Below are 26647 nucleotides of genomic sequence, written 5' to 3' on the forward strand. Positions count from 1 at the left end.
AACCATCCTTAACACTTGATGCAATCGACGGTGTAACAACGACCGTTGCCGTCGTCTTCGTGTTGTAAGCCATGCACATCGGCGACAAACCCAGGGAAACTGCTATCAAACTCCCGGGCGAAGGCCAGGTAGTCGATGATCGAGCGCGTCGATTCGGTAAAGCGCTCCCCCGGCATGATCAGCGGAATGCCGGGCGGATAAGGCACCAGCATCACGGCAGCGATACGCCCTGGCAAGGCGTCGATGGACACCGCCTCGACTTCGCCGCGCACCAACTGGTCATAGGCATCGGCCGGTTTCATGGCAATCTCCGGCAGCACCGTGTACATGCGTTTGAGGTGTTTGGCCGTGGCGTTGCTGCGATAGCAGCCGTGCAACTGGTCGCACAAGTCCTGCAAACCCATGCCCTGGTAGCGCGCCGGGCCTTGCTGGAACACCGACGGCAGGCAACTGGCCAGGCTGGTATTGGCGTCGTAACTGCGCTTGAACTCCAACAATTCGGTGAGCAGGGTACTCCACTTGCCTTTGGTAATGCCCATGGAGAACAGCACCAGGAACGAATACAGCCCGGTTTTTTCCACCACCAGGCCGCGTTCCCAGAGGAATTTGCTGACCACCGCCGCCGGAATTCCGCAATCGCTTAACGCGCCACCCGCGGTCAGGCCGGGCATGACCAGGGTGACCTTGATCGGGTCGAGCAATACATAGTCCTCGGCAATATCGCCAAAACCATGCCAATCAGCCTCGGGCTGCAGCAACCAGTCAGCCGTCGCCACCCGGTCGATACCCGCCACCGAAGGCGGTTGCCAGATGGAAAACCACCAATCATCGGCGGCGATATGCTGGCGCAGATTGGCCAGGGCGCGGCGAAAGCTCAAGGCTTCATCGAACATTTCCTGAAGCAACGAACGCCCGGCGGGCCCTTCCATCATGGCCGACGCCACGTCCAGCGAGGCGATGATGCTGTACTGCGGCGAGGTGGAGATGTGCATCATGAACGCCTCATTGAAGCGATCACGATCCAGCTGCCGAGCGCCGCCGTCCTGGACATGGATCATCGAGGCCTGGCTGAACGCGGCCAGCAGCTTGTGGGTCGAGTGCGTGGTGAATACCAGCGGGCTGTCGGGCGTACGCGAGGTCCCCATGCCATAGCGCCCGGCGAAAAACTCGTGGAAGGCCGCGTAGGCGTACCAGGCTTCGTCAAAGTGCAGCACTTCTACACTGTTGCCCAATTGCTGCTTGATCAGCTCGGCGTTGTAACACAACCCGTCATAGGTCGAGTTGGTCACCACGGCCAACTTGACCTTGGGTTCGCGGCCACGGGTCAACGGGCTGGCCTCGATCTTCGCGCGAATCGATTCGCGGCTGAACTCAGTCAGTGGGATGGGGCCGATGATCCCCAGTTCATTGCGCTCTGGGCACAAGTACAGTGGGATCGCCCCAGTCATGATGATCGAGTGCAATACCGACTTGTGGCAGTTGCGGTCCACCAGCACTAGGTCATCGCGCCCGACCATAGAGTGCCAGACGATCTTGTTGGCCGTGGAGGTGCCGTTGATCACAAAAAAGGTATGGTCGGCGCCAAAGTTACGCGCCGCGCGGGCTTCGGCTTCAGCCAAGGGGCCGGTGTGATCCAGCAGCGAACCCAGCTCCGGCACTGACACCGACAAGTCCGAGCGCAGGGTGTTTTCCCCGAAAAACTGATGAAACGCCTGCCCCACCGGGCTTTTACGATAGGCAACGCCGCCGCCGTGACCGGGGGTATGCCAGGAATAATTGGAGTCGGCGGTGTGTTGTACCAGGGCCTTGAAGAAGGGCGGCAACAGGCCATCGAGATAGGTACGCGCCGCGCGGGCCACCTGCCTGGCCAGGAACGGCACCGTGTCTTCGAACAGATAGAGAATACCGCGCAGTTGGTTGAGCTCGCTCATGGCATCGGCCGGGGCGTTTTCCAGGGTGACTTGCTCGCCCAGGGCAAAGATCGGCAGGTTAGGTGCACGCAGGCGCGCCAGGCGGATCAGTTCCACGATGTTCTGCAGCAAATGGGTATTTTCCCCGGCGCCTTCGGCGGCGATCAGCATGCACGCCAGGCCATGGTGGGTCGAGGCCACCAAGCGGCCCTCGGCGTAATCCATGGCGGAAAAGATGCTGAAACCCTCTTGCTCCAACTCCCGGGCGATCCCCCGGACCCGATCACCGGCGACGGTGTCGGCCTTGATGTCGCGATGCACGATCAGGATGGGGAACTTCAGGTCTTTGTACATGAGGGCTTGGCGTCCTGAGGGCGATGTACTCAGGGTAGAAGCTGGGAGCGAATGTGGCGAATGAAGATAATAAGTAATGTAGGAATGGGCTTGTGTGGGCTTGTCCGCGATGGCGGTGGGTCAGTAAGGAATGCGCTGACTGTCACACCGCAATCGCGGGCAAGCCCGCTCCCACAGTTTTGACCGCGATTATTGCTGGGTCAGTTGGGTCCACAACGCCGGCGCACCCGCCGATTTGGCGATCGCCTCCAGGCGTGCCGCGTGCTCGGCCATGTCCTGCTCGCTGGCGCGGATGATCGCGGTGGGCTTACGGTCAGCCGGCAGGCGGCGGATTTCCGAAGGCCGGTTGCCCGAGCCTTCTGCCGAGCCGTTGCCATCGGAGGCGTTGCCGGCCAGGGACAGGCTGGTCTGCCCACCGGTCATGGTCAGGTAGACGTCCGCCAGAATCTCGGAGTCGAGCAAGGCGCCGTGCAGTTCACGGCCTGAGTTGTCGACGCCATAGCGCTTGCACAAGGCGTCGAGGCTGTTGCGCTGGCCCGGATGGCGCTCGCGGGCCATCATCAGGGTATCGAGGATCGAGCAGTGACGGGTGATGTCCGCGCGATCCGTCTGGCCCATCAGGGCGAATTCGTTGTTGATGAAGCCAACGTCGAAAGCCGCGTTGTGGATGATCAACTGCGCGCCGTTGATGAACTCGAAAAACTCATCGGCAACTTCCGCAAAGCGCGGCTTGCCGACCAGGAATTCGTTGGTGATGCCGTGGACGCCAATGGCGCCTTCGTCACTTTCCCGGTCCGGTTGCAGGTACACGTGGAAATGGCGACCCGTGAGGCGACGACCCATCAGTTCGACACAGCCGATTTCAATGATCCGGTGGCCATCGGTCACCGGCATGCCGGTGGTTTCGGTATCGAGTACAACAGATCGGATGGCCATCAGGGTTCAGCTCTCAACGGTGTGTGTATTTCAAGGGGCGGGATATTAACACGCTCTATACCCGACGCGCCCCACGGCGGAGCGCCATGCCCCCTCGCCCAACAGTTTTTAACAAGGTTTAGCAAAGCTTGCGCAGTTTGCCATCACGCCCTTTGGTAGCCTGCGCCGCTCTTTACTATGCGTAAAAACTACCCATGTCCACACCAAACTACCTGCTCGCCCTGTGCCTGATCAGTGCCGCCAATGCCCAGGCCACCAGCTTTGTGATGACCACGGATGCGCTGGTCAGCCTGTCGATGAGTGCCACCAAGGGCACCAGCAGCAGTTTCAAGGATGACAAAATCGTATTGGCGGCAAAGGACGATGCGGCGGCTTACGTCGCAAGCGGGGGTGAAATACACGGTGCGCGGCTGGAGTCTGCATTGCTGCACATCCGCCGCACTTTGCCGGCGTTGCGCGAGACGGACGGGCAACTCGCCTGCGCAATGCTGGCGCTGTAACTTCCAGCCCCCCGGCGAGGCGATGGGGAGCTTCAGCTCTGTTTGTACCCGCGCACTTCATCCACGCCACGATTGGCCAACTGGTCTGCGCGCTCGTTGCCGGGGTGGCCGATGTGCCCGCGCACCCATTTCCAGGTGATGTTGTGGCGGTTGCACTGCTCATCCAGCAACTGCCACAGGTCAGCGTTCTTCACCGGCTCCTTGGCGGCGGTTTTCCAGCCGCGCTTTTTCCAGTTGACCATCCACTCGTTGATGCCCTTCATGACGTATTGCGAGTCCGTCACCAGTAATACATCGCAACGGCGCTTGAGCTCTTCGAGGCCGCGAATCGCGCCCATCAGCTCCATGCGGTTATTGGTGGTGTTGACTTCGCCGCCCCACAACTCCTTCTCCACCCCCTTGCACACCAGCAAGGCGCCCCAGCCCCCGGGGCCAGGGTTGCCCTTGCAGGCGCCGTCGGTAAAGAGTTCTACGCTATCGGTCATTACGCTATCCATCAAAGCGGGTTACCGGCAATCGACCGGCAGTTCCCGAGGTCGAACACGGCGACCTGAATTCGAAAAAAATGATTTATGGCTCGCTGGAGCGACGGTTGACCTTGGCCAGGGGCATCGGCACCAGTTTACCCATGGGCTCGCGCCTCACCTGGCTCACCGGCCGCAGCCCGACCACGATCTTGCGGGCTACCAACAGGTAGAAACCGCCACCGGACAACTGCCATGCGCCGGCCCGGCGCTCCCAGCCAGCCAGGCGGCCCTGCCACTTGGGCGAGGCAAGCGGCGGACGATAGCACCCGAAGCGGCGTTTCTCCAGCGCGAAGCCCAGCAGGTTCAACCAGTCGCTGACCCGCGAGGGCGAGATGCAGCGGGCCTGGCGCAGCGCATCATGGGCAAAGACGTGCCGCAGGCCCCACGAACTCCAGGGGTTGATGCCAACGATCAATAAATGCCCGCCTGGGCGCACGGCGCTGGCCGCTTCACGCAACAAACCATGGGGCGACAGGCAGAAATCCAGGCCATGCTGCATCACCACCACATCGGCGGCATGCTCGCTCAAAGGCCACGCCTGCTCTTCACAGACAATCTCGACCCCCGGCAACGGCGCACCCAGGCGCACATTGCGCTGCACCTGGGGTGCGGGCGGTGGGGTCTGGGCCGAAGGGCCGTAGTGCACCAAGTAACCGCCAAAGAAGCGTTCCAGCTCTTCTTCGAGCATAAGCCGCTCTTGTTCCAGCAGAAATTGCCCGATCGGCCCGGACAGCCACTCACGGGCTGCGCTGATCAGGGCCAGCCACTCAGGATCGGCCTGGGCGAACGCTTTATCAGTCATTGCATTCTCCAACTCGCCAAGACGTTCTAAGATGCACCAATGTGTTCAGCTTGGCGAATAGAAGAATGATACAGATCAGTGCCCTGCCCGCCTTCACCGATAACTACATCTGGTTGTTACAAGATCATCGCAGCCATCGCTGCGCGGTGGTTGACCCCGGTGATGCCGCGCCCGTACTGGCGTGGCTTGCGCAGCACCCCGGCTGGACCCTCAGCGACATCCTGGTGACCCATCATCACCCAGACCACGTCGGCGGTGTGGAGCAACTCAAGCAGGCCTCGGGCGCCACGGTCTATGGCCCGGCCAACGAAAAGATCCCGGCCCGTAACGTCGCGCTCCACGATAACGACCGTATCGAGGTACTGGGCTGGAACCTCCAGGTGTTGGCCGTGCCCGGACATACCCTGGGACATATAGCTTTTTATCATCATGGCTTGCTGTTCTGCGGCGACACCCTGTTCGCCGCCGGTTGCGGGCGTTTGTTCGAGGGCACGCCAGAGCAGATGTATCACTCCCTGGAACGCCTGGCCGCCCTGCCCGCCGACACGCTGGTCTACTGCACCCACGAATACACACAAAGCAACCTGCGCTTTGCCCAGGCAGTGGAGCCGGATAACGCCGATATAGCCGAACGAGTGGCAAAGGTCAGCGAGCTGCGGGCAGGCGGCAAGATGACATTACCTTCGACCTTGGCCCTGGAAAAGTTGACTAACCCTTTTCTGCGCACCGCTGAAACATCCGTTAAACAAAAAGCGGACCAGCGGAATGGCCGCGACAACCGCTCTGGGAGCGAGGTGTTTGCTAGCTTGCGCGCTTGGAAAGATACGTTCTAAGCAGAGAGGTTCTGGTACGAAATTTCTGAATGGTTGACCGGAACCAAAGCGCTTTCTAGAATCGCCCGACATTTTTGCCCGGAACTAACTTCCAGCCAATGTCGTCATCTATTCGTAAATCCAACCATTCAGACGCATTGACCCGCCTGGCTCAAGCCATTGCGGTGGCCGTATCCGCAACTCTGGCGGGCTGCCAAACCAATAATTTCGCTGCACAATCCACCGTGCAACCCAAACCCGTATTTGCTGCCAAGATCAAGCAAAAACCCCTTTGGCTCTCAGAGAAGCCAAGCCCGCAGGTACCCCAGGATGTCTGGGAACGCATGCGCCAGGGGTTTCAACTGCAGGACGGTGTCGGCGTCAACCCGCGTATCGAGCAACAGCGCCTGTGGTTCGCCAGCAACCCATCGTTCCTGGAGAACGCCGGCGAACGCGGCAGTCTCTATATTCATTACATCGTAGAACGCTTGGAAGAACGCAATATGCCCCTGGAGCTGGCGCTGCTGCCAGTGATTGAAAGTGCCTACAACCCAATGGCCTATTCACGCAGCGATGCGGTGGGCCTGTGGCAGTTCATTCCCTCCACCGGGCGCTACTTCAACCTGCGCCAGACCCGCGCCTACGATGGCCGCCGCGACATCACCGCCTCCACCACTGCTGCCCTGGACTATCTGACACGTCTGCATGACATGTTCAACGGCGACTGGTTGCTGGCCCTGGCAGCCTACAACGCGGGCGAAGGCACGGTCAGCCGGGCCATCGAGCGTAACGAGAAGCTTGGCCTGCCCACCGACTACTGGAACCTGCCGCTGCCCCAGGAAACCAAGGACTACGTGCCTAAGTTCCTGGCGCTGTCCCAGGTGGTGCTGGCCCCCGAGGCCTACGGCGTCAACCTGAACCCGATTGCCAACACGCCGTACTTCGAGATGGTTGAAGTCAAGCAAAGCATGGACCTGTCCCGGGTCGCCGCGCTGGCCGAGATCGACGAAGACGAACTGTTCCAGCTCAACCCGGCCTTCAAGCAACGCACCACCCTGGACGGCCCCCAGCATTTGCTGGTGCCCACTTCCAAGGCGCAATTGCTGGCCAGCAGCCTGTCCTCGATGAACCCCGAGGAGCTGTTGAGCCTGCGCCCGAAAAAACCGGTGTTTGACGAAGTCGAGCACAAGGCCGTGGCCGGGCGTTCGCGCAGCTACAAGGTCAAGAGCGGCGACAACCTGACGCTGATTGCCAAGGCCAACAAGGTCGATGTGCATGACCTGCAGCGCTGGAACAAGCTCAATGGCCAGGCCTTGAAAGTCGGCCAGACCCTGGTGATGCAGGACACCCGCAAAGTCGTGGCCAAGGCTGGCGGCAAGAAGCCGGTGCAGTACAAGGTCAAGAAAGGTGACTCGCTTTACATGGTTGCCAAGCGCTTCAACGTTGAGATGCAACATCTCAAACGCTGGAACCCACGCACTGGCCAGGCGCTGAAGCCGGGGCAGATGCTGGTGGTTTCCGGGCCACGCTGACCCCTTGTGGGAGCGGGCTTGCTCGCGAAAGCGGTGCATCAGGTGATACATTTTTCGCCTGTCACAGCGCTTTCGCGAGCAAGCCCGCTCCCACATTGATTTTCGTCATTTTCAACAGTCTTTTTCCAAGTGGAACAAGCTGTTACTGTACCGATCATAAAGCCCAAGCCGCCCGGATCGGATCTCTGACTTGAAGCGTTCCCTCCTTCTACTAATAAGTCTGGCCTTGAGCTTTTCCGCGAACGCGACCATTACCGAGAACCACGGTTATGCGCAGTTCGGTACGCTCAAGTACCCGGCCAAATTCACCCACTTCGATTGGGTAAACCCCGCAGCGCCCAAGGGCGGTACCTTGCGGGTCATGGCGTTTGGCACGTTTGACACCCTCAACCCTTACACCTTCAAGGGCTCAAGCCCGGTTTCCACCGCCAATTTCCTGCAATACGGCGTCAATGAGCTCAACGAGCCCTTGATGGTCGGCACCGGCCAATACGCCCCTTCCGGCGACGAGCCCACGTCCAGCTATGGCCTGATTGCGCAATCGGTGGAGTACAGCGAAGACCGCAGCTGGGTGGTGTTCAACCTGCGCCCGCAAGCGCGGTTTCATGACGGCAAGCCCATCACCGCCGACGATGTGGCGTTTTCCTACCGCACATTGCTGACCGAAGGCCATCCGCAGTACCGCACCAACCTGCAGGAAGTGGCCCGGGTAGATGTGCTCAACCCCCACCGCATTCGTTTTGTATTCAAGCGCGCCGGCAACCCGCTGTTGATCCTGCGCCTGGGCGAACTGCCGGTGCTGCCCCAGCACTACTGGAAGAACCGTGACTTCAAGGCCACCACCTTCGAGCCGCCGCTGGGCAGCGGGCCCTATCGGATCAGCCAGGTCCAGCCAGGCCGGCAATTGGTGTTCGAGCGGGTCAAGGACTATTGGGGCAAGGACCTGCCGGTCAATCGCGGGTTCTACAACTACGACAAGGTCGAGGTGGAGTTCTACCGTGACAGCGACGTGGCCTTCGAAGCGTTCAAGGCCGGCGAGTTTGATATCTACATCGAACACCAGGCCAAGAACTGGGCCAATGGCTACAACTTCCCGGCGGTCAACCGTGGCGAGGTGATCAAGGCACAGATTGCCCACCAGATCCCGACCCAAAGCCAGGGCCTGTTCATGAACAGCCGCCGCGCCACCTTCAGCCAGGCCAAGGTGCGCGAGGCACTGGGGCTGATGTTCGACTTCGAGTGGACCAACCGCACGCTGTTCAGCGGCGCCTATAAACGTACCTTGAGCTATTACCCCAACAGCGAATTCTCCGCCAGCGGCCTGCCGGTGGGCCATGAATGGCTGATGCTCTCGCCTTACCGCGAACAATTACCGGCCAATCTGTTTACCCAGGCGTTCAGCTTGCCGCAGACCGACGGCCGCGGTATCCCCCGCGAAACCATGCGCCGCGCCCTCGGCCTGCTGGCCGAAGGGGGTTGGAAACTGTCCGGCCAGCGCCTGCTCAATAGCGACGGGCAGCCGCTGCGTTTCGAAATCCTGCTGGTCAATCCGAACCTGGAGCGGATCCTGTAGCCCTATGTGGAGAACCTGCGCTACATCGGCATCGATGCGCGCTTGCGCACCGTGGATCGCGCGCAGTACAAGCAGCGCCTCGACCAGTTCGACTTCGACATGATCCTGATGACGCTCAACCAGACCCTCAGCCCAGGCCTTGAGCAGTGGCAGTACTTCCATTCCAGCCAGGCCGGGATCAAGGGCAGCAAGAATTACGCGGGCATCGCCAACCCGGTGGTCGACCACCTGCTGGAGCAATTGCTCGCCGCGCAGACCCGCGACCAACAAATCGCCGCCGGCCGGGCCCTGGATCGGGTCCTGCTGTGGCAGCACTACAGTATTCCCAATTGGTATCTCAACTATCATCGCCTGGCGTACCGTAACCGGTTCGCCTTCGTGACCACGCCGCCCTACAGCCTGGGCCTGAGCGCGTGGTGGCTGAAAGCATCGGAGAAACCCCAATGATGGCTTTGCGTACTGCGATTATCAGTGGCCTGTTGTTGTGCACCCAGGCTGTCGCCGCTCCCCAACATGCCTTGACCCTGTATGACGAACCGCCCAAGTACCCGGCCAATTTCAAGCACGTCGACTACGTCAATCCCGACGCACCCAAAGGCGGCACCTTCCGCGAGTCGGCCATGGGCAGCTTCGACAGCCTCAACCCGTTTATCAGCAAGGGCGTGCCGGCGGATAACATCTCCCTGGTCTTCGACACGCTGGCCCAGCAAGGCCTGGACGAACCCATCACCGAGTACGGCCTGATTGCCGGCAAGATCGAAAAAGCCCCGGATAACAGCTGGGTACGCTTTTACCTGCGCCCCGAAGCGCGCTTCCACGATGGCCATCCGGTGCATGCCGAGGATGTGGTGTTCACCTTTGACACCCTGATCAAGCAAGGCAGCCCCATCTACCGTACCTACTACGCCGATGTCGCCGAAGTGGTGGCCGAAGACCCGCTGCGGGTGCTGTTCAAGTTCAAACACACCAGCAACCGCGAACTGCCACTGATCCTCGGCCAATTGCCCGTGTTGCCCAAGCATTGGTGGGCCGGCCGCGATTTTGCCAAGAGCAGCCTGGAGATCCCCCTGGGCAGCGGCCCGTACAAGGTGGCCGAGGTCAAGCCGGGGCGTTCGATCCGCTACGAGCGGGTCAAGGATTACTGGGCCAAGGACCTGCCGATCAACAAGGGCCTGTACAACTTCGATTACCGCATCAGCGATTACTACCGGGACAGCACGGTGGCCCTGGAAGCACTCAAGGCCGGGCAGTTCGACTATTGGCAGGAAACCACGGCGAAGAATTGGGCAAATGCCTACAACGTCCCGGCCGTCGCCGAGGGGCGGTTGATCAAGGAAGAACTGCCCAACGGCAACCCCACCGGGATGCAGGGCTTTGTGTTCAATATCCGCAAGCCGATGTTCCAGGACGTGCGGGTGCGCAAGGCCATCAGCCTGTTGCTGGACTTTGAATGGAGCAACAAGCAACTGTTCAACGGTGCCTACACACGCACCCGCAGTTACTTCGAAAACTCGGACATGGCCGCCACCGGCCTGCCCGGCCCCGCCGAACTGGCGATTCTCGAACCGTTGCGCGGCCGCATTCCGCCCCAAGCGTTCACCGAAGCCTTCGCCCCGCCGAAAACCGATGCCAGCGGCATGATCCGCAGCCAGCAGCGCGAAGCCTACCAACTGCTGCAGGAAGCCGGCTGGCGCATCGTCGACGACAAGATGGTCGACACCAATGGCAAACCGGCGAGCATCGAATTCATGCTGTTCCAGACCGACTTCGAGCGCATCCTGCTGCCCTTCAAGCGCAACCTGGCAGACCTGGGCATCGAACTGGTGATCCGCCGGGTCGACGTTTCACAGTACGTCAACCGCGTACGCTCACGGGATTTCGACATGATGGTCGGCAGTTTCCCGCAGTCCTCGTCACCCGGTAACGAGCAGCGTGAATTCTGGCAATCGAGCAGTGCCGACAACCCCGGCAGCCGCAATTACATCGGCCTCAAGGACCCGGCCATCGACGAACTGGTGGAACAGTTGATCAACGCCGACTCACGCAACAGCCTGGTGGCCCACGCCAAGGCCCTGGACCGGGTCTTGCAGTTTGGCTACTACGTGATCCCCAACTGGCATATCAAGACCTACCGCGTGGCCTACTGGAATCACCTTGGTCACCCCGAAGTCCCGCCGCGCTATGACGTGGGTATCAATACCTGGTGGATCAAACCCAACACGCCACCGGCAATGACACCGCCCACAGACACCAGCGCCGACCCGGCGAGCGGAGGCGACTGACATGCTGGCTTATATTTTTCGCAGGTTGCTGCTGATCATCCCGACGCTGTTCGGCATTTTGCTGATCAACTTTGTCATCATCCAGGCTGCGCCCGGCGGCCCGGTGGAGCAAATGATTGCCAAGCTCGAAGGCTTTGAAGGCGCCACCAGCCGTATCGCCGGTGGCGGCGCCGAAGTTTCGGTGGCAGGTTCCAGCTACCGCGGGGCCCAGGGCCTGGACCCGACGCTGATCAAGGAAATCGAGAAAATGTACGGCTTCGACAAGTCGGCGCCGGAACGCTTGTGGATCATGGTCAAGAACTACGCCCAGCTGGATTTTGGCGACAGCTTCTTTCGCGATGCCAAGGTCATCGACCTGATCAAGGAGAAGATGCCGGTGTCCATCTCCCTCGGGTTATGGAGCACCCTGATCATGTACCTGGTCTCGATCCCCCTGGGGATCGCCAAGGCCACCCGGCATGGCAGCCACTTTGACGTGTGGACCAGTTCGGCAATCATCGTCGGTTATGCAATCCCGGCGTTCCTGTTTGCCATCCTGTTGATCGTGGTGTTTGCCGGCGGCAGTTATTTCGACTGGTTCCCCCTGCGCGGGCTGACGTCCAACAACTTTGACGAACTGAGCTGGGGCGGCAAGATCCTCGACTACTTCTGGCACCTGGCACTGCCGGTCACGGCCCTGGTGATCGGTAACTTCGCCACCATGACATTGCTGACCAAGAACAGCTTTCTCGACGAGATCAACAAGCAGTACGTGATCACCGCCAAGGCCAAGGGCCTGACCAATCACCGCGTGCTCTACGGCCACGTATTCCGCAACGCCATGTTACTGGTGATCGCAGGCTTCCCTTCGGCGTTTATCGGGATCTTCTTTACCGGCTCGTTGCTGGTGGAAGTGATCTTCTCCCTCGACGGCCTGGGGCTGATGAGCTTCGAGGCGGCGATCAACCGCGATTACCCGGTGGTGTTCGGCACCCTGTTTATCTTCACCCTGCTGGGCCTGGTGGTGAAACTGATTGGTGATTTGACCTACACCCTGGTCGACCCACGTATCGACTTCGAAAGCCGGGAGCATTGAGATGAACCTATCCCCCCTCAATCGCCGCCGCTTCGAACGTTTCAAGGCCAACAAACGCGGCTGGTGGTCGCTGTGGCTATTCCTGATCCTGTTTGGCCTGAGCCTGGGCGCCGAGTTGATCGCCAACGACAAACCGCTGGCGGTGCATTACGACGGCGACTGGTACTTCCCGGCGCTCAAGCGCTACCCGGAAACCACCTTCGGCGGCGAATTCCCCCTGGAAGCCAACTACAAAAGCCCGTATATCCGCGAACTGCTCAAGGCCAAGGATGCCTGGACGCTCTGGGCGCCGATCCCCTACAGCTACCAGAGCATCAACTACGACCTGAAAGTCCCGGCACCGGCACCGCCGTCGGCCGATAACCTGCTGGGCACCGATGACCAGGGGCGCGATGTGCTGGCGCGGGTAATCTATGGCTTTCGGGTCTCGGTGCTGTTTGCCCTGACCCTCACCGTATTGAGCTCGATCATCGGCGTGGCGGCCGGCGCCTTGCAGGGTTTCTATGGCGGCTGGGTCGACCTGGCCGGCCAGCGTTTCCTGGAAATCTGGTCCGGTTTGCCGGTGCTGTACCTGCTGATCATCCTGGCCAGCTTCGTCCAGCCCAACTTCTGGTGGTTGCTGGGGATCATGCTGCTGTTCTCGTGGATGAGCCTGGTGGACGTGGTGCGCGCCGAGTTCCTGCGCGGACGCAATCTGGAATACGTACGCGCCGCGCGGGCCCTGGGCATGCAGAACGGGGCGATCATGTTCCGCCATATCCTGCCCAACGCCATGGTCTCGACCATGACGTTTATGCCGTTCATCCTCACCGGCGCGATTGGCACCCTGACTGCCCTGGACTTCCTGGGCTTCGGCCTGCCCGCCGGCTCGCCGTCCCTGGGCGAGCTGGTAGCCCAGGGCAAATCCAATCTGCAGGCACCGTGGCTGGGCATCAGCGCCTTTGCGGTGCTGGCGATTATGTTGAGTTTGCTGGTGTTTATCGGCGAGTCCGCTCGCGATGCCTTCGACCCGAGGAAATGAGATGAACCAGGACAATCTGATCGAAGTCCGCGACCTCAGTGTCGAGTTCGTCACCGGCGAGCAGCATCAGCGCGTGGTGGAAAACATCAGCTTCGATATCCGCCGTGGTGAAACCCTGGCCCTGGTCGGCGAAAGCGGCTCCGGCAAATCGGTGACTGCCCACTCGATCTTGCGCCTGCTGCCCTACCCCCTGGCGCGGCATCCGTCCGGCACGATCGGGTATGCCGGGCAGGATCTGCTGACCATGAAAGAAAAACCCTTGCGCCAGATCCGCGGCAACCGCATTGCGATGATCTTCCAGGAGCCGATGACCTCGCTGAACCCGCTGCACTCCATCGAGAAGCAGATCAACGAGGTGCTGGGCCTGCACAAGGGCCTGACCGGCAAGGCCGCGACCCTGCGCTCCCTGGAGTTGCTGGAGCTGGTGGGCATCCCGGAGCCACACAAGCGCCTCAAGGCCCTGCCCCATGAATTGTCCGGCGGCCAGCGCCAGCGGGTGATGATCGCCATGGCCCTGGCCAACGAGCCGGAACTGCTGATCGCCGATGAGCCAACTACCGCTCTGGACGTAACCGTGCAGTTGAAGATCCTCGAACTGCTCAAGGAGTTGCAGGCGCGCCTGGGTATGGCGCTGCTGCTGATCAGCCATGACTTGAACCTGGTCCGGCGCATTGCCCACCGCGTGTGTGTGATGCAACGCGGTTGCATTGTCGAACAGGCGTCTTGTGAAGAACTGTTCCGTTCCCCGCAGCATCCGTACACCCAGGAGCTACTGGCCGCTGAACCCAGCGGCGGGCCAGTCAGCAACGCCATTGGTCCACCGTTGCTGGAAGTCGACGACCTCAAGGTCTGGTTCCCGATCAAGAAAGGCTTCTTGCGCAGCACCGTCGATTACGTCAAGGCCGTGGACGGTATCCACTTCAGCCTGCCCCAGGGCCAGACCTTGGGCATCGTCGGCGAAAGCGGCTCCGGCAAATCCACCCTTGGCCTGGCGATCCTGCGGTTGATCGGCAGCAAGGGAGGGATCCGTTTTGAAGGCCAGCAACTGGACCAACTGACCCAACAACAGGTGCGGCCATTGCGCCGGGAAATGCAGGTGGTGTTCCAGGACCCATTTGGCAGCCTGAGCCCGCGCATGTGCGTCAGCGAGATCGTCGGCGAAGGCTTGCGCATCCACAAGATCGGCACGGCGGCCGAGCAGGAAGCGGCGATTATCGCCGCGCTCAAGGAAGTGGGGCTGGACCCGCAGACCCGCCACCGCTACCCCCACGAATTCTCCGGCGGCCAGCGCCAGCGCATCGCCATCGCCCGCGCCCTGGTGCTCAAGCCACGCCTGATCCTGCTGGATGAACCGACCTCGGCCCTGGACCGCACGGTGCAGCGCCAGGTGGTAGAACTGCTGCGCAACCTGCAGGCCAAGTACAACCTGACCTACCTGTTTATCAGCCACGACCTGGCGGTGGTCAAGGCGCTGAGTCACCAGTTGATGGTGGTCAAGCAAGGCCAGGTGGTGGAACAGGGCGATGCCAAGACCATCTTCGCCGCTCCCCAGCATGCCTATACCCGGCAGTTGCTGGAGGCCGCGTTCCTGGTGCCGACCTCTCGCATCTGATTCAGGGGGATCCTGTGGGAGCCGTCTCGCCCGGCGAGGCTGCGATAGCGGTGGGTCAGGCAACACACCGCTATCGCAGGCAAGCCAGCTGCCACATTTGATCTGTGCAGATCTGCAGGCAACGTCTTTCGCAAAAGCAAACCAATATCATTTGCGCTGCCCGCAGCCCTTTGCTTTAATCGCGACCAATTCCTATTCACGTCATGGCGTCAGCGCCGGTTGGATATTGTGTCGACTTCCCCCACTTCATTCAGTCAGCTCTATGGCAGCCACCACTCGTGGCTGCTCGGCCTGCTGCGCCGACGCCTGAGCAATCGCTGGGATGCAGCCGACCTGGCGCAAGACACTTTTATCCGCGTGCTCAAACGCCCACCCGAGCAGGCCGATGCGGTGCGCGAGCGCTCGTACCTGGCGACCATCGCCCGGGGCCTGTGCATCGACCATTGGCGCCGCCGCCAACTGGAGCAAGCCTGGCTGCAAAGCCTCGCCGACCGCCCGCAAGCGGTGCAACCCTCGCCGGAGCAGCGGGCGATCATCGTCGAAACCCTGTACGAGGTAGACGCCATGCTCGCGCGCCTGCCGCGCAAGGTCAGCGACGCCTTCCTGCTGGCGCAACTGCATGGCCTGACCTACAAGCAAATCGCCGTGCAATTGGGGGTCTGTGAGCGCATGGTGAAAAAATACATGGCCCAGGCGCTGTTGCACTGCGCGGTGCTGGAAGCCGAACTCGACGGGTTGCTCGTGGAATGAACCCCAGCGCAAAACTCAGCCACGCCAGCTTGCAGCAGGCAGCCCTATGGTATGTGCGCCTGCAAGACCCTCAGGGCGGCAGCCAGGCACAACAGCATTGGCAGACATGGCTTGGACAGAACCCAGAGCATCAGGCGGCTTGGCGGTACGTCGAGCGCGTCAGCCAGCGCTTTGCGCCCCTGACCGACGAGCCCATCGGCGCCAGCCGGGCCCTGCGCTGTACTCGACGGCAAACCCTCAAGACGCTACTGGTGCTGGGTGTAGGTTCGGCATTGGCCTGGGGCACCTGGCGCGGCACCGCCCTGCCCCGGGTGGTCGGCGGCTGGAGCGCCGACTACGCCACGGCCAGCGGCGAGATCCGCGATGCCTTGCTCGGTGACGGCACGCATATCTGGCTCAACGCATTAAGCGCCATGGACGTGCGCTTCGATCCATATCAACGCTTGCTGCACCTGCGTTTTGGCGAAGTGCTGATCGACACCGCCAAGGACCTCCAGCGCCCGTTCCTGGTCGACACCGCGCACGGCCGCCTGCGTGCCCTGGGCACCCGCTTCAGCGTGCTGCAAGGCGAGCACGACACTGCCCTCAATGTCTTCGATGGCCGGGTAGAAGTGCGTACCGCCGACGGCCAACAGGTGCGCATTATCGAGGCAGGGCAACAGGCGGTATTCGATCGCCACGCCATCCGCGGCACCAGCACGGCATCCGCCACCCGCGAGGCCTGGAGCCGGGGCGTGCTGCTGGCGGACAACTTGCCACTGGGCCAATTGATCAGCGAACTGAATCGCTACCGCCCCGGCCACCTTGGATGCGATCCGGCCGTGGCCCACCTGCCGGTGATGGGCTCATTCCCGCTCAAGGACAGCGAGCACGCGTTGCAACTGCTGGAGGCCGCGCTGCCGATCCAGATAGACAAAGTGATGCCATGGTGGGTCAGCGTGGGACCGAAAATACACGCCACCTGACTGTCGGGCTGCCAGGCTGTTGTGGGGGCTTTTGTGGCGAGGGGGCTTGTCCCCCGCTGGGTTGCGAAGCGACCCCAAAAATGGGCCTGCTACGCAGTCCAACGGGGGACAAGCCCCCTCGCCACAAAGCCCCATTGCCATGCGAATTGCGTTCCCCCAGTTCCCCTTTTCAACGTTCGTTCGGTTAACCCAGCAGACGCTTTCAAATTCGCCGAACCCCTAGGGAACCTTCCATGCCGCAACCCGCTGCTTTCACGCTGCGCCCTCTGGCGCTGGCCATCACCGCAACCCTGCTCTGCCTGGGCCCGCTTACCGTGCAGGCGACAGAAACGCCGGCAACCCAGGAAACCGCCCGCAGCTACAGCATCGGCGCAGGATCCTTGGTCAGTGTGTTGAACCGCTTTGCCGAACAGTCGGGGATTTTCATCGCCGGCCACAATAGCCTGGCGGCAGGCAAGACCAGTCCGGGCCTGAGCGGCAGCTACACCCCGGCTGCCGGTCTACAACGCTTGTTGCAAGGCAGCGGTCTGCAGGCCCAGCCCCAGGGCAACAATGGCTATGTGCTGGAACTTGCGCCGCTCAATACCGGCGAACTTGAACTGGGCGCTACCACTATTTCCGGCGTGGCACTGGGGGCCACCACCGAAGACAGCCACTCCTACACCACCGGCTCGATGGCCTCGGCCACCGGCCTGCCATTGTCGATCCGCGAAACCCCACAGTCAGTCACCGTGATCACCCGCCAGCAGATGGACGACCAGGGTTCCAACAACATCGCCGACACCCTGCGCCGCGCCCCTGGCGTCAGCGTGCAGAACTACGACAGCGAGCGCTGGGAATTCTCCAGCCGGGGCCTGCCAATCACCAACTTCCAGTACGACGGCGTCAACTCCACCTATGACGGCGTGTATGACTACGGCACCACCAGTACCGACATGGCGGTGTACGACCATCTGGAAATCATCAAGGGCTCGTCGGGCCTGATGAGCGGTTCCGGCGACCCCTCGGCCACGGTCAACCTGATCCGCAAAAAACCCACCAAAGAATTCAAGGCCTCGGTGACCGGCACCGTGGGCTCCTGGGACAACTACCGCACCGAAGGTGATATCTCCGGGCCGTTGACCGAGTCGGGCAATGTGCGTGGGCGTTTTGTCGGGGTCTATCAGGATCGCTCGTCCTACCTGGACCACTACCAGAACACCAAGGACATTGCCTACGGCATCCTCGAAGCCGATCTCACCCCCGACACCCTGCTGACCTTCGGTATCGACCAGCAGGACACCCGCTCCCGTGGCGCCAGCTGGACCGGGTTCCCGATGTACTTCAGCAACGGCAATCGCACGAACTTCTCGCGCTCGTTCAACCCGGCCGCCGACTGGAGCCGCCGCGACTTCCAGAACCAGACGATCTTCGCCTCGGTCCAGCAAAAGCTGGCCAACGACTGGTCACTCAAAGTCAGCCTGGACCGCAAGCGCAGCCAGCACGACACCCTGCTCGCCTCCGCCAGCGGCGGCAACCCGGACCAGGTCACAGGCGAAGGCATGTACATGTTCATGGGCAAGTACAAGGGCGACCAGGTGCAGAACACCCTCGACGTCAACCTCAGCGGCCCGTTCAGCCTGTTGGGCCGCGAGCATGAGTTGATCATGGGCTTTATGGCGACCCGCTCCAAACAGGACGTGCCGGTCTACGGTTCGGTCTACCCGCCGGTGGGCGGCAGCATCTATGACTGGCGTGGCGAGTATGCCAAGCCGAACATTCCACGCAGCGGCCAGAACGACATTGTGCAACGCCAGACCGGCGCCTACCTGGCGACCCGCCTGAAACCTACCGATGACTTGTCGGTGATCCTCGGCACCCGCGTGAGCAATTTCAGCAACAACGACACCACGGATTTCTACGATCCGACCGCCACCGACGCGCGCACCAGTTACAAGCAGACCGGCGTGGTGACACCCTATGCCGGGGTGGTCTACGACCTCAACGATATCTGGTCGGTGTACAGCAGCTACACCAAGATCTACCGCCCGCAGAACACCAAGGACGCCGACCGCAAGCTGCTTGACGCGATTGAAGGCGACACCTACGAAGCCGGGCTCAAGGCGGCCTTTTTCGACGGCCGCCTGAATGCCAGCTTCGCCGCCTTCCGTATCGAGCAGGACAATGTTGCGCAATACGTCTCGGGCTTTGAAAGCGACTCGATCTACCGCCCGATTGCCGGCGCCACGACCAAGGGCTTTGAAGTGGAGCTGGCCGGCGAAGTACTCGACGGCTGGAATGTCTCGGCCGGCTATACCTACCAGCACACCCGTGATGCCAACGACGACTATGTCTACAGCTCCGTCCTGCAAACCACCACGCCGCAGCAGGTGGTGCGCCTGTTCAACTCCTATCGCCTGCCGGGGGCGCTGGATAAGGTGACGATCGGTGCCGGTGTCAACTGGCAGAGCGAGTTCTTCGGCAATGTGTTCCAGCCCAACCCGAATGACACGGTCAACTTCGGCCAATACGCGCGCATCACCCAGGACAGCTATTACCTGGTGGACCTGATGGCACGCTATCGCTTCAACGAGCACTTGAGCACCACGTTGAACGTGAAGAACGCCTTCGACAAAAAGTACTACACAGGCCTGGGCAACTTCGGTACCGGTTTCTACGGCGAGCCGCGCAGCCTGCAACTGGCCACACGCTGGGACTTCTAACCCAACACAAACGTAGGAGCCGGCTTGCCGGCGCCTACATAAGGTCGGCGGCGTATTTATGTGCAATCATCGAGGCCCTACAAGGCCCATTGGAGATTGCCATCATGTCGCTGCCCGACCTGGCCGCCCCGCGCTTCTGGCGTGATGCCAGCCTGCCGTTTATCGAAGCACGTACCATCGATGATGGGCGCAAGGTCTGCTACACCCGGCATGCACACGACCATTTCTCGATTGGCGCGATCACCGCCGGGCAGAGCCTGTATATCCATGGCGCAGACACCTTCCATATCCATACCGGCACCGTGGTGCTGATGAACCCCGGCGACGTGCACGCCTGCAACCCGATCGACGACCAACCCTGGTCGTATCACATGCTCTACATAGACACGCCCTGGCTGACCGACCTGCAACACCAGTTGGGGTTTGCCAGCGAGTTGGACTTTCGCCGTTTCAGCACCACCCACACCGATGACCCGCAGCTGTTTGCCGGCCTGCTCGAACTGTACGCCGTGCTGACCGACGAACACGCCGAGCACCTGCACAAACACAGCGCCGTGGTGAGTTTTTTCAGTGACGTGCAATTGCGCCTGAACCCAGCGGCAACAGTGGTGCGGGAGGTCAATCACAAGTTGGAGCGCGCCGCCGAGTACATCCGCGAACAGTGCACCGAGGCGCTGAAACTCGAAGATATCTGCCAGGCCGCGCAGCTGTCGCCGTCGTACCTGATCCGCGCGTTCAAGCAGTATTACGGCATGACGCCCCACGCATTCCTGGTCAACCAGCGTATCCAGTTTGCCCGCCAGCAACTGCGCAGCGGCCAGTTGATTGCCGATGTGGCACTGGCCGCGGGCTTTGCCGACCAGGCGCACTTCCAGCGCACGTTCAAGCAGCACCTGGCAGCCACGCCGGGGCAATATCGCGGCTGAATCAGCCCAGCAACAGGTACGCCACACTGATCACCAGCAACAACGCCATCACCCGGTTGAACAGGCGCATGCCCCGCGCATTGCTCAGGTAACGCCGAAAAAAAGTGCCCACATACGACCAGCACGCCACCGACAAATAGCAAATCACCAGGTACACCGCCGCCAGTTGCCAGACCCGCGCGGCTTCGCCGTCGGCCGCAAACAGGCCCATACCGGCGACACATGCCAGCCAGGCCTTGGGGTTGAGCCACTGCATGACCGCGCCATACAGCATCGAAGGCGCAACGCTGGCATCTTGCGCATCCAGCCGGCCGTCATCGGTCGCCAGCTTGTAGGCCATGTACAGCAGGAATATCACCCCACCCCACTGGATACCCTGGGTCAACAGCGGCCAACGGATCAATAATTCGTGCAAGCCCAGGCCGATCAACACCAGCAACAATGTGAACCCCAGCGCCGCGCCAGCCACGTGTTTCTGGCTGGCGACAAAACCAAAGCGCGCCCCCGAGCCGAGGGCGACGATATTGACTGGGCCGGGGGTGATAGAGGTCGCCAGGGCGAAGGCGGCCATGGACATGATCAAACTCATTGCATTTCCTTTTTGTAATCACAGGGAGCGAGGCCTGTACGCTACGTTCCTGTAGCCAATGCGTATTGAACAAAATGCCCCTGCAGGAGCCGGCGCCTACCTTCCCGCCAGGGTTGCCTTGAGCAATCGCAGCTCCAGGTATTGCAGGAGCATGATGGTCTTGCCATCGACAATCTCACCGCGCGCAACCATGGCGATTGCCTCGTCGAAGCCCAGCTCCAGCACGTCGATATCCTCGCCTTCCTCCGCAAGCCCACCGCCTTCGCTCACGCGGTCGCCGGGTTGATACTCACCGATAAAGAAATGAATGCGCTCGGTCACCGACCCGGGGCTCATGAACGCCGAGTAGATTTTTTCGACATGGCCGATGCGGTAGCCGGTCTCTTCCTCGGCTTCCAGGCGGATACGTTCCTCTGGGCTGGCGTTGTCCAGCAGGCCTGCAGCGGCTTCGATCAGGTAGCCGTCATGGCCATTGACGAAGGTCGGCATGCGGAACTGGCGAATCAGCAACACCGTGCGCTGCTGGGTGTTGTACAGCAGGATGGTCGCTCCGTTGCCACGGTCATACACCTCCCGCGTCTGGGCTTGCCAACTGCCATCACGGCGGCGCAGGTCAAAGCTGTACTTTTTCAGCAGGTACCAGTTGTCCGAGAGCAGCTCTTGGGAGGTGATGCGTACGGGGCTGTTGTCCATGGCAGGTCCTTTTGGTCGCAGGGGGCGCAGCATGTCGGGGACATCCTGTCAGCGTCAAGCTGTCCATCGGCCAGCATCGGCGCGCGTTATCCGGCTACAATCGCGCCCTTTCTGTACCGGATGACCGCCCACGCGTGTGGCTGACGGGGTTATCTCGACAATGCATCTTGCGGGGTCAAGGACATGATGCTGCACATACCGACGCTCTTGATGGTCGCGGTCTTCGTTTTCTGCCTGATGGGCCTGCTTACCGTCCACGCCTGGCATCGCGTGCGTGAGCCGACCCTGGGCTACCTGGGGGTGATGCTGTTGCTGGCTTCCCTCGGCACCACGCTGATCGTGGTGCGCGGCGTGGGCGTGGATTTTGTCGCGCTGGTGCTGGGCAATGTGGTGCTGCTGCTCAGTGCCGCCATGAACTGGACCGCCATGCGCCTGTTCGTCCATGGCAGGCCGCACCTGCCGGGCATCCTCGCAGGCCCCGCGCTATGGCTGTTGATGTGCCTGGTGCCGCAGTTCTATGGGTCGATGTCCAGCCGGGTGTCGCTGTATTCCCTGCTGGCTGCCAGCTATGGCGTGCTGTCGGCGCTGGAGTTGTGGCGCCATCGCCGACACCTGGAAGTGGCCTATCTGCCAGCGATGGGGCTGATGCTGTTTCATACGACGTTTTACTGCGTACGGGCGGTGATTGACCCCGGCATGCCGCTCAAGAATGAACATGCGCTGATGGGCGAAGGCGTGCCGTTTTTTTCGTTCATGCTGTTCGAATCCATGCTGTATGCGATCGGCATCGCCTACGTCACCCTGGCGATGGTCAAGGAGCGCGCCGAACTCAACTTCAAGGCCGCTGCATTCAGCGATGTGTTGACCGGCATCGGCAATCGCCGGGCGTTCATGCTGCATGGCGAGCAACTGCTGGCCGACAGCCAACAACGCGGCAAGCCGGTGACACTGCTGTTGTGTGACCTGGACTACTTCAAGCGCCTTAACGACAGTTTCGGCCACCCCATGGGCGACCAGGCATTGATAGCCTTCAGCCAACTGACCTCGTCGATTTTGCGCAAGCACGATCTGTTTGCGCGCATCGGCGGTGAAGAATTTGCCTGCCTGCTGGCCGACACCGATGAACAAGGCGCGGTGCAGGTGGCCGAACGTATCCGCCAGCGGTTCGCCGAACTGGACTTGTTGGCCCCCGGGTTCCTCAGTGTGAGTATCGGGGTGGTGACCAGCACCGCCGCGTGCCACGATCTGTCACGGCTGCTGTCCCAGGCAGACCAGGCGCTGTATCGCGCCAAGGATCAGGGGCGCAACCGCGTACAGACGGCCTGTAACACTTTGCAAGCAATCGCCCCCTGACGGCGGTCTGAATAATTCCTTCACGGGCAAGGCTTCTGGTAAAAAACCTGCTTCGCTTCTGTCCTGGAACCTCCATGTCCTCACGTTCTCTCTCGCGCTGGCGCTGGCTACCGCTGCTGTGCATGGCGCTACTGATCCTCGGCCTGCCAGTAGGGTGCAATGTGCTGCAACACAAGGAGCGGGAGCTGGTGTTTCGTATCGAACCCGGCCCTGCCAGTTGGTATCGCGGGCTGCCCAGCGATGTGCAGGAGTTCGAGCTCAAGCCCGCCAGCTTCAAGTCCGGGCAGAGCCTGCATGGCTGGTGGTGGCCGGCGGCGAAAAAAGACGCACCGGCGATCCTGTATCTGCACGGCGTGCGCTGGAACCTTACCGGCCAGCTGTTTCGCATCGAGCAACTGCATGCCCAGGGTTACTCGGTGCTGGCCATCGACTATCGGGGCTTTGGCCAAAGCCGGGGCGACCTGCCCTCAGAGTCCAGTGTCTACGAAGATGCACGGGTGGCCTGGGAGCGCTTCCAACTGCTGCAACCCGACCCGGGCAAGCGCCTGATCTACGGCCACTCCCTGGGCGGCGCCGTGGCCATTGACCTGGCGGCCGAACTGGGCCAGCAGGCCGTCGCTGAACACCTGCCGCCGCCGGTGCGTGGGCTGGTGATCGAATCCACCTTTACCTCCCTGGCCGATGTCGCGGCGGCGGTGGCCAACACCTCGCTGCCGGTGCGGTGGTTGCTGTCACAGAAGTTTGACTCCATCGACAAGATCGCCGATATCCACATGCCCTTGCTCGTCGTGCATGGCCTGGATGACCGCTACGTGCCGCCGCGTTTCAGCCAGCAACTGTTTGATGCCGCGCAAGAACCCAAGCACTTGCTGTTGGTACCGGGAGCCAGTCACAACAACAGCCTGAGCCTGGGCGGCCGCAGCTATCGCCAGGCACTCCAGGGTTTGCTGTAGAACGGCGAATCCGGCACCGGTTGGAGCGACGCGTGTCAAGCGCATGCCACGCGCCAAAAGGCCTGCAAACGTTCCTGATCAAATATTGATCGCAGGTCGAATCGCCAGTGGCGCCGGGGCCACGCAAGGTTATCCACAGAGATACCCACGGTTTTCGTGGACAACTCTTTTTGCATTTAAACGATTTTTTTACGCTGATGGTTCACCGGCTGACGTCAGCCTTTTGCTTGGCAATCGCCTTGGGGCCAGTGATCGCCCATAGAATCACGCCCAGCAGGGGTACGAAGACAATCACCACAACCCATAGCATTTTGGTTTCGGCTCGACTGGCACTGCGCAGTACACAGTTGATGGCCCACAACTCCACCAGCACCAACAGCGTGGCCAAAATAATCCAGACGTATTCGATTTGCATGGTTCACCTCCTGAGGTCATACACCTTAGGGCCAGGGGTGAACGCGAGGGTTCAGAAAAAATACCAACGACTGCTCAGATTTGTGGCGAGGAGGCTTGTCCTCCGCTGGGCTGCAACGCAGCCCTAAAACCTGCCGCCTCGGTATATCTGGCAGAACGTGGTGAGGCTGTTGGGGCGGCTTCGCCGCCCAGCGCGGGGCAAGCCCGCTCGCCACAAAAAAGCCAGCAGTGGGCTGCAAGTTGCAGGCTCAGGTCAACCAGGGTCTGGCACCTTGTCTGTTGCAATCGGCAGTTCAATCCCCCAATCGCCATGCAAGTACCAATCCTCACCGATCATTTCGGCCGGGTGCATGGTGCGGTCGGCACCGTTGCCGCAGGCCAGGGCGCTAGTCGCACAATAACGGTCGCAGCCCCAGCAGATACGCTCAGGGTGTTTGGGGTTTAGCGGGAATGGCTTGGCCATGAGCAGGCTCCACGGCAGTGGGCGGTGATTTGATCCTACGGCCGCCGCCCGCCCACAGCCTTGACCAACGTCAAGAATGGTTGTGGTTATATCCCTGGAAACTTGACAGGAATCATTATTATTTACAGCAAAGCTTTCTAGACTCGGACTCTCTTTTGCCCTGTCAGGAAGCCCCCATGCGTATCCCCTTCACGCTGTCACTGGCCTTGCTGTTGTCGACTGGCGCGGCCGTCGCCAAGGAATACCCGATCGGCGAGCCACAAATGTGCCCCGGCCTGGAAGTCGGTGCGGTCTATCTGCAACCGATCGAGATGGCGCCACCGGGCATGATGCGCGCCACCGCCGATTCGGATGTGCATCTGGAGGCCGATATCCGCGCCACTGCCGACAATCAGCAGGGCTTCCAGGAAGGCAGTTTCGTGCCTTACCTCAACGTCTCGTTCCGTCTGCAGAAGCAAGGTGCAGCCAGCCCGATCATCGGTGAGTTCCACGCCATGGTGGCCAACGACGGGCCGCACTACGGCGATAACGTCAAGCTGCTGGGCCCTGGCAAGTACCAGCTGACTTTCACCGTGATGCCACCCAGCGGCCACGGCTCACTGGGCCGGCATACCGACAAGGAAACCGGGGTCGCGCCGTGGTTCGAGCGCTGTGAAGTGCACTACGAATTCGTCTACGCGGGTATTGGCAAGAAAGGCGGCTACTGAATGCGCCGCGCCCTCGCCCTGTGCGCCCTGTGCGCCCTGCTGGCCGCTGGTGCGGCCCTGGCAGCACCTTTGCCGACCTATAAATTGACGCTGCAGGACGGCCACTTCAACCCGGCGCAGCTCAAGGTGCCGGCCGGCCAGCGCTTCAAGATCGTGTTGAAAAACATCGGCCAAGGCCCGGCCGAGTTCGAGAGCACGCCGCTACGCGTGGAGAAAGTGCTGTCGCCTGGGGTCACCACCTTTGTGGTGATCCACCCGCTCAAGCCGGGCACTTATGGGTTTTTCGACGAATTCAACCCACAGTTGCCCGAGGGCAGCATCCTCGCCGAATAACGGCCCAGGAGCATTTGATGAATCAATCGATGTTTATCGTCTGGCGCGAAAGCGTCGAGGCGTTGCTGGTGATCGGCATCCTCCAGGCCTGGATCAGCCAACAATCCGAGGGCTCGCGCCTGGGGCGTTTCCTGTGGGCCGGAGTGCTCCTGGGGCTGCTGTGTTCCGCCGGGTTGGCGGGCTTGATGCTGTGGGCCGGTGAAGCCATGAGCGGGCCCAGCGGTGAATGGTTCCAGGCCGGCATGACCCTGGTGGCAAGCCTGTTGATGGTGCAGATGGTGTTCTGGATGCACCGCCACGGGCCGGGCCTCAAGCACACTCTGCTACGGGACGCCGAGCAGCGTGCGACGCGCCAGGGCGGCCTCGGTGTGTTGTTGCTGGCGTTGTTGGCAGTCAGCCGCGAAGGCAGCGAGACCGTGGTGTTCCTGTATGGCGCCGGCGCCCAACTGCATGGCCCGGCATTGGGCCTGTTCGCCATTGGCGGGGGGCTGGGCCTGGTGTTGGCCGGGTTGACAGTGATGCTGCTGCGCAGCACGCAGCGGTTGATTTCGTGGTCGCGGTTTTTCGCCCTCAGTGAGGTGCTGTTGCTGCTTTTGGCGGCCTCCTTGCTGGTCGCTGCCGCAGAACGCATCGGCGGGCAACTGTTGGCGATGGACATGCCCGATTGGGTCTACACCCTGGTGGGCGAAGCCTGGTGGGACAGCAGCGCGCTGCTCAGTGACAGCCACGGCCTGGGCGCAGTGCTCGCCGGCTTTGCCGGGTACCGCGCAACGCCCAGCACGGTCACCCTGCTGGTTCTGGCCGGCTATTGGTTGCTGGTGGGCCAAGGGCTGTATCGCACCCGGCGAGCAGCGCTGTGACCC

The 26647-nt window shown here is 61.3% G+C and carries 24 protein-coding genes and 1 pseudogene; 17 read left to right on the forward strand and 8 right to left on the reverse strand.

Translation table 11 applies throughout. The annotated features are described in order from the left end of the window. Positions 1–8 precede the first annotated feature (8 nt). A complete protein-coding gene (locus tag FIV38_RS08425) occupies positions 9–2264 on the reverse strand; it encodes an Orn/Lys/Arg family decarboxylase (RefSeq protein WP_092236976.1) in 2256 nt (751 codons plus the stop codon). Between the two features lie 189 nt (positions 2265–2453). Beyond that, on the reverse strand, positions 2454–3194 hold the full coding sequence (gene dnaQ, locus FIV38_RS08430) for a DNA polymerase III subunit epsilon (protein WP_166647897.1): 741 nt from the start codon (positions 3192–3194) through the stop codon (positions 2454–2456). A 200-nt stretch (positions 3195–3394) separates the two neighbouring features. Between dnaQ and FIV38_RS08435 the strand changes: the two genes are divergently transcribed. Then, positions 3395–3700, forward strand: a complete 306-nt coding sequence (locus tag FIV38_RS08435) for a DUF2388 domain-containing protein (protein WP_092236979.1) — start codon at positions 3395–3397, stop codon at positions 3698–3700. A gap of 32 nt (positions 3701–3732) precedes the next feature. Here FIV38_RS08435 and rnhA read toward each other — a convergent pair whose 3' ends face one another. Together rnhA and FIV38_RS08445 are read right to left on the reverse strand one after the other, a co-directional pair. Further along, positions 3733–4185 carry a ribonuclease HI gene (gene rnhA / locus FIV38_RS08440; protein WP_092236982.1) on the reverse strand — a complete coding sequence of 151 codons (453 nt, stop codon included), beginning with the start codon at positions 4183–4185 and terminating at the stop codon, positions 3733–3735. An 85-nt stretch (positions 4186–4270) separates the two neighbouring features. Beyond that, on the reverse strand, positions 4271–5029 hold the full coding sequence (locus FIV38_RS08445) for a class I SAM-dependent methyltransferase (protein ID WP_029291378.1): 759 nt from the start codon (positions 5027–5029) through the stop codon (positions 4271–4273). Positions 5030–5094: 65 nt separating this feature from the next. Between FIV38_RS08445 and gloB the strand changes: the two genes are divergently transcribed. From gloB to FIV38_RS08500, 11 genes and pseudogenes are all read left to right on the forward strand, one after another. Next, positions 5095–5862: a hydroxyacylglutathione hydrolase gene (gene gloB, locus FIV38_RS08450; protein ID WP_092236985.1), complete on the forward strand. Its 768-nt coding sequence runs from the start codon at positions 5095–5097 to the stop codon at positions 5860–5862. 98 nt (positions 5863–5960) lie between these two features. Then, positions 5961–7373, forward strand: coding sequence for a lytic transglycosylase domain-containing protein (locus tag FIV38_RS08455; protein ID WP_029291374.1), 1413 nt, complete (start codon positions 5961–5963; stop codon positions 7371–7373). Between the two features lie 190 nt (positions 7374–7563). Continuing rightward, positions 7564–9393: pseudogene (locus tag FIV38_RS08460) on the forward strand (extracellular solute-binding protein). Further along, positions 9390–11228 (forward strand): extracellular solute-binding protein, encoded by a 1839-nt coding sequence (locus FIV38_RS08465; RefSeq protein WP_092236988.1) that lies wholly within the window; start codon positions 9390–9392, stop codon positions 11226–11228. Before FIV38_RS08460 ends, FIV38_RS08465 begins: the two are co-directional and overlap by 4 nt. 1 nt (position 11229) lies before the next feature. After that, entirely contained in the window at positions 11230–12303 is a 1074-nt protein-coding gene (locus FIV38_RS08470; RefSeq protein ID WP_057436807.1) for a microcin C ABC transporter permease YejB, read from the forward strand. 1 nt (position 12304) lies between these two features. Continuing rightward, on the forward strand, positions 12305–13324 hold the full coding sequence (locus FIV38_RS08475; RefSeq protein ID WP_029291368.1) for an ABC transporter permease: 1020 nt from the start codon (positions 12305–12307) through the stop codon (positions 13322–13324). Position 13325: 1 nt separating this feature from the next. After that, the gene (locus FIV38_RS08480) at positions 13326–14936 is read left to right on the forward strand and encodes an ABC transporter ATP-binding protein (protein WP_092236990.1); all 1611 of its coding nucleotides are present in this window, start codon (positions 13326–13328) and stop codon (positions 14934–14936) included. Positions 14937–15155: 219 nt separating this feature from the next. Next, positions 15156–15686 (forward strand): sigma-70 family RNA polymerase sigma factor, encoded by a 531-nt coding sequence (locus FIV38_RS08485; protein WP_092236993.1) that lies wholly within the window; start codon positions 15156–15158, stop codon positions 15684–15686. Next, positions 15683–16651 (forward strand): FecR domain-containing protein, encoded by a 969-nt coding sequence (locus tag FIV38_RS08490; RefSeq protein ID WP_092236996.1) that lies wholly within the window; start codon positions 15683–15685, stop codon positions 16649–16651. The genes FIV38_RS08485 and FIV38_RS08490 overlap by 4 nt, the downstream gene beginning before the upstream one ends. Positions 16652–16884: 233 nt before the next feature. Then, positions 16885–19353 carry a TonB-dependent siderophore receptor gene (locus FIV38_RS08495; RefSeq protein WP_092236999.1) on the forward strand — a complete coding sequence of 823 codons (2469 nt, stop codon included), beginning with the start codon at positions 16885–16887 and terminating at the stop codon, positions 19351–19353. A gap of 104 nt (positions 19354–19457) precedes the next feature. After that, complete coding sequence (locus FIV38_RS08500; RefSeq protein ID WP_092237001.1) at positions 19458–20279, forward strand: AraC family transcriptional regulator; 822 nt, start codon at positions 19458–19460, stop codon at positions 20277–20279. 1 nt (position 20280) lies between these two features. On the opposite strand, the gene FIV38_RS08505 is transcribed toward FIV38_RS08500, so the two are convergent. Together FIV38_RS08505 and FIV38_RS08510 are read right to left on the reverse strand one after the other, a co-directional pair. Further along, the gene (locus tag FIV38_RS08505) at positions 20281–20868 is read right to left on the reverse strand and encodes a LysE family translocator (protein WP_070994258.1); all 588 of its coding nucleotides are present in this window, start codon (positions 20866–20868) and stop codon (positions 20281–20283) included. Positions 20869–20964: 96 nt separating this feature from the next. Beyond that, positions 20965–21561, reverse strand: a complete 597-nt coding sequence (locus FIV38_RS08510) for an NUDIX domain-containing protein (RefSeq protein ID WP_029291354.1) — start codon at positions 21559–21561, stop codon at positions 20965–20967. A gap of 183 nt (positions 21562–21744) precedes the next feature. Here FIV38_RS08510 and FIV38_RS08515 point away from each other — a divergent pair, with 183 nt between their 5' ends. Together FIV38_RS08515 and FIV38_RS08520 are read left to right on the forward strand one after the other, a co-directional pair. Further along, on the forward strand, positions 21745–22914 hold the full coding sequence (locus FIV38_RS08515; protein WP_070994257.1) for a GGDEF domain-containing protein: 1170 nt from the start codon (positions 21745–21747) through the stop codon (positions 22912–22914). A 74-nt stretch (positions 22915–22988) separates the two neighbouring features. Then, on the forward strand, positions 22989–23867 hold the full coding sequence (locus FIV38_RS08520; protein ID WP_092237003.1) for an alpha/beta hydrolase: 879 nt from the start codon (positions 22989–22991) through the stop codon (positions 23865–23867). Positions 23868–24069: 202 nt separating this feature from the next. Here FIV38_RS08520 and FIV38_RS08525 read toward each other — a convergent pair whose 3' ends face one another. Both FIV38_RS08525 and FIV38_RS08530 read right to left on the reverse strand, forming a co-directional pair. Continuing rightward, complete coding sequence (locus tag FIV38_RS08525) at positions 24070–24282, reverse strand: PLDc N-terminal domain-containing protein (protein ID WP_029291348.1); 213 nt, start codon at positions 24280–24282, stop codon at positions 24070–24072. A 252-nt stretch (positions 24283–24534) separates the two neighbouring features. Beyond that, complete coding sequence (locus FIV38_RS08530; RefSeq protein WP_029291346.1) at positions 24535–24744, reverse strand: DUF3079 domain-containing protein; 210 nt, start codon at positions 24742–24744, stop codon at positions 24535–24537. A gap of 176 nt (positions 24745–24920) precedes the next feature. On the opposite strand from FIV38_RS08530, the gene FIV38_RS08535 reads away from it, so the two are divergent. Genes FIV38_RS08535 through FIV38_RS08545 form a run of 3 tightly spaced genes read left to right on the forward strand, consistent with a single transcriptional unit; the run spans position 24921 to position 26644 of the window. Continuing rightward, positions 24921–25451 (forward strand): iron transporter, encoded by a 531-nt coding sequence (locus FIV38_RS08535; protein WP_029291344.1) that lies wholly within the window; start codon positions 24921–24923, stop codon positions 25449–25451. After that, entirely contained in the window at positions 25452–25784 is a 333-nt protein-coding gene (locus FIV38_RS08540; RefSeq protein WP_092237007.1) for a cupredoxin domain-containing protein, read from the forward strand. Between the two features lie 17 nt (positions 25785–25801). After that, positions 25802–26644: an FTR1 family iron permease gene (locus tag FIV38_RS08545; RefSeq protein WP_092237010.1), complete on the forward strand. Its 843-nt coding sequence runs from the start codon at positions 25802–25804 to the stop codon at positions 26642–26644. Positions 26645–26647: the final 3 nt, after the last annotated feature.

The organism is Pseudomonas proteolytica, from assembly GCF_007858275.1.
Taxonomy (GTDB): Bacteria; Pseudomonadota; Gammaproteobacteria; order Pseudomonadales; family Pseudomonadaceae; genus Aquipseudomonas; species Aquipseudomonas proteolytica.

Excerpts from the sequence above, each read along its gene's own strand:
- FIV38_RS08425 (WP_092236976.1), bottom strand. The coding sequence starts at position 2,264 with ATGTACAAAGACCTGAAGTTCCCCATCCTGATCGTGCATCGCGACATC.
- FIV38_RS08435 (WP_092236979.1), top strand. The coding sequence starts at position 3,395 with ATGTCCACACCAAACTACCTGCTCGCCCTGTGCCTGATCAGTGCCGCC.
- rnhA (WP_092236982.1), bottom strand. The coding sequence starts at position 4,185 with ATGACCGATAGCGTAGAACTCTTTACCGACGGCGCCTGCAAGGGCAAC.
- FIV38_RS08445 (WP_029291378.1), bottom strand. The coding sequence starts at position 5,029 with ATGACTGATAAAGCGTTCGCCCAGGCCGATCCTGAGTGGCTGGCCCTG.
- gloB (WP_092236985.1), top strand. The coding sequence starts at position 5,095 with ATGATACAGATCAGTGCCCTGCCCGCCTTCACCGATAACTACATCTGG.
- FIV38_RS08455 (WP_029291374.1), top strand. The coding sequence starts at position 5,961 with ATGTCGTCATCTATTCGTAAATCCAACCATTCAGACGCATTGACCCGC.
- FIV38_RS08465 (WP_092236988.1), top strand. The coding sequence starts at position 9,390 with ATGATGGCTTTGCGTACTGCGATTATCAGTGGCCTGTTGTTGTGCACC.
- FIV38_RS08470 (WP_057436807.1), top strand. The coding sequence starts at position 11,230 with ATGCTGGCTTATATTTTTCGCAGGTTGCTGCTGATCATCCCGACGCTG.
- FIV38_RS08475 (WP_029291368.1), top strand. The coding sequence starts at position 12,305 with ATGAACCTATCCCCCCTCAATCGCCGCCGCTTCGAACGTTTCAAGGCC.
- FIV38_RS08480 (WP_092236990.1), top strand. The coding sequence starts at position 13,326 with ATGAACCAGGACAATCTGATCGAAGTCCGCGACCTCAGTGTCGAGTTC.
- FIV38_RS08490 (WP_092236996.1), top strand. The coding sequence starts at position 15,683 with ATGAACCCCAGCGCAAAACTCAGCCACGCCAGCTTGCAGCAGGCAGCC.
- FIV38_RS08495 (WP_092236999.1), top strand. The coding sequence starts at position 16,885 with ATGCCGCAACCCGCTGCTTTCACGCTGCGCCCTCTGGCGCTGGCCATC.
- FIV38_RS08500 (WP_092237001.1), top strand. The coding sequence starts at position 19,458 with ATGTCGCTGCCCGACCTGGCCGCCCCGCGCTTCTGGCGTGATGCCAGC.
- FIV38_RS08505 (WP_070994258.1), bottom strand. The coding sequence starts at position 20,868 with ATGAGTTTGATCATGTCCATGGCCGCCTTCGCCCTGGCGACCTCTATC.
- FIV38_RS08510 (WP_029291354.1), bottom strand. The coding sequence starts at position 21,561 with ATGGACAACAGCCCCGTACGCATCACCTCCCAAGAGCTGCTCTCGGAC.
- FIV38_RS08515 (WP_070994257.1), top strand. The coding sequence starts at position 21,745 with ATGATGCTGCACATACCGACGCTCTTGATGGTCGCGGTCTTCGTTTTC.
- FIV38_RS08520 (WP_092237003.1), top strand. The coding sequence starts at position 22,989 with ATGTCCTCACGTTCTCTCTCGCGCTGGCGCTGGCTACCGCTGCTGTGC.
- FIV38_RS08525 (WP_029291348.1), bottom strand. The coding sequence starts at position 24,282 with ATGCAAATCGAATACGTCTGGATTATTTTGGCCACGCTGTTGGTGCTG.
- FIV38_RS08530 (WP_029291346.1), bottom strand. The coding sequence starts at position 24,744 with ATGGCCAAGCCATTCCCGCTAAACCCCAAACACCCTGAGCGTATCTGC.
- FIV38_RS08535 (WP_029291344.1), top strand. The coding sequence starts at position 24,921 with ATGCGTATCCCCTTCACGCTGTCACTGGCCTTGCTGTTGTCGACTGGC.
- FIV38_RS08540 (WP_092237007.1), top strand. The coding sequence starts at position 25,452 with ATGCGCCGCGCCCTCGCCCTGTGCGCCCTGTGCGCCCTGCTGGCCGCT.
- FIV38_RS08545 (WP_092237010.1), top strand. The coding sequence starts at position 25,802 with ATGAATCAATCGATGTTTATCGTCTGGCGCGAAAGCGTCGAGGCGTTG.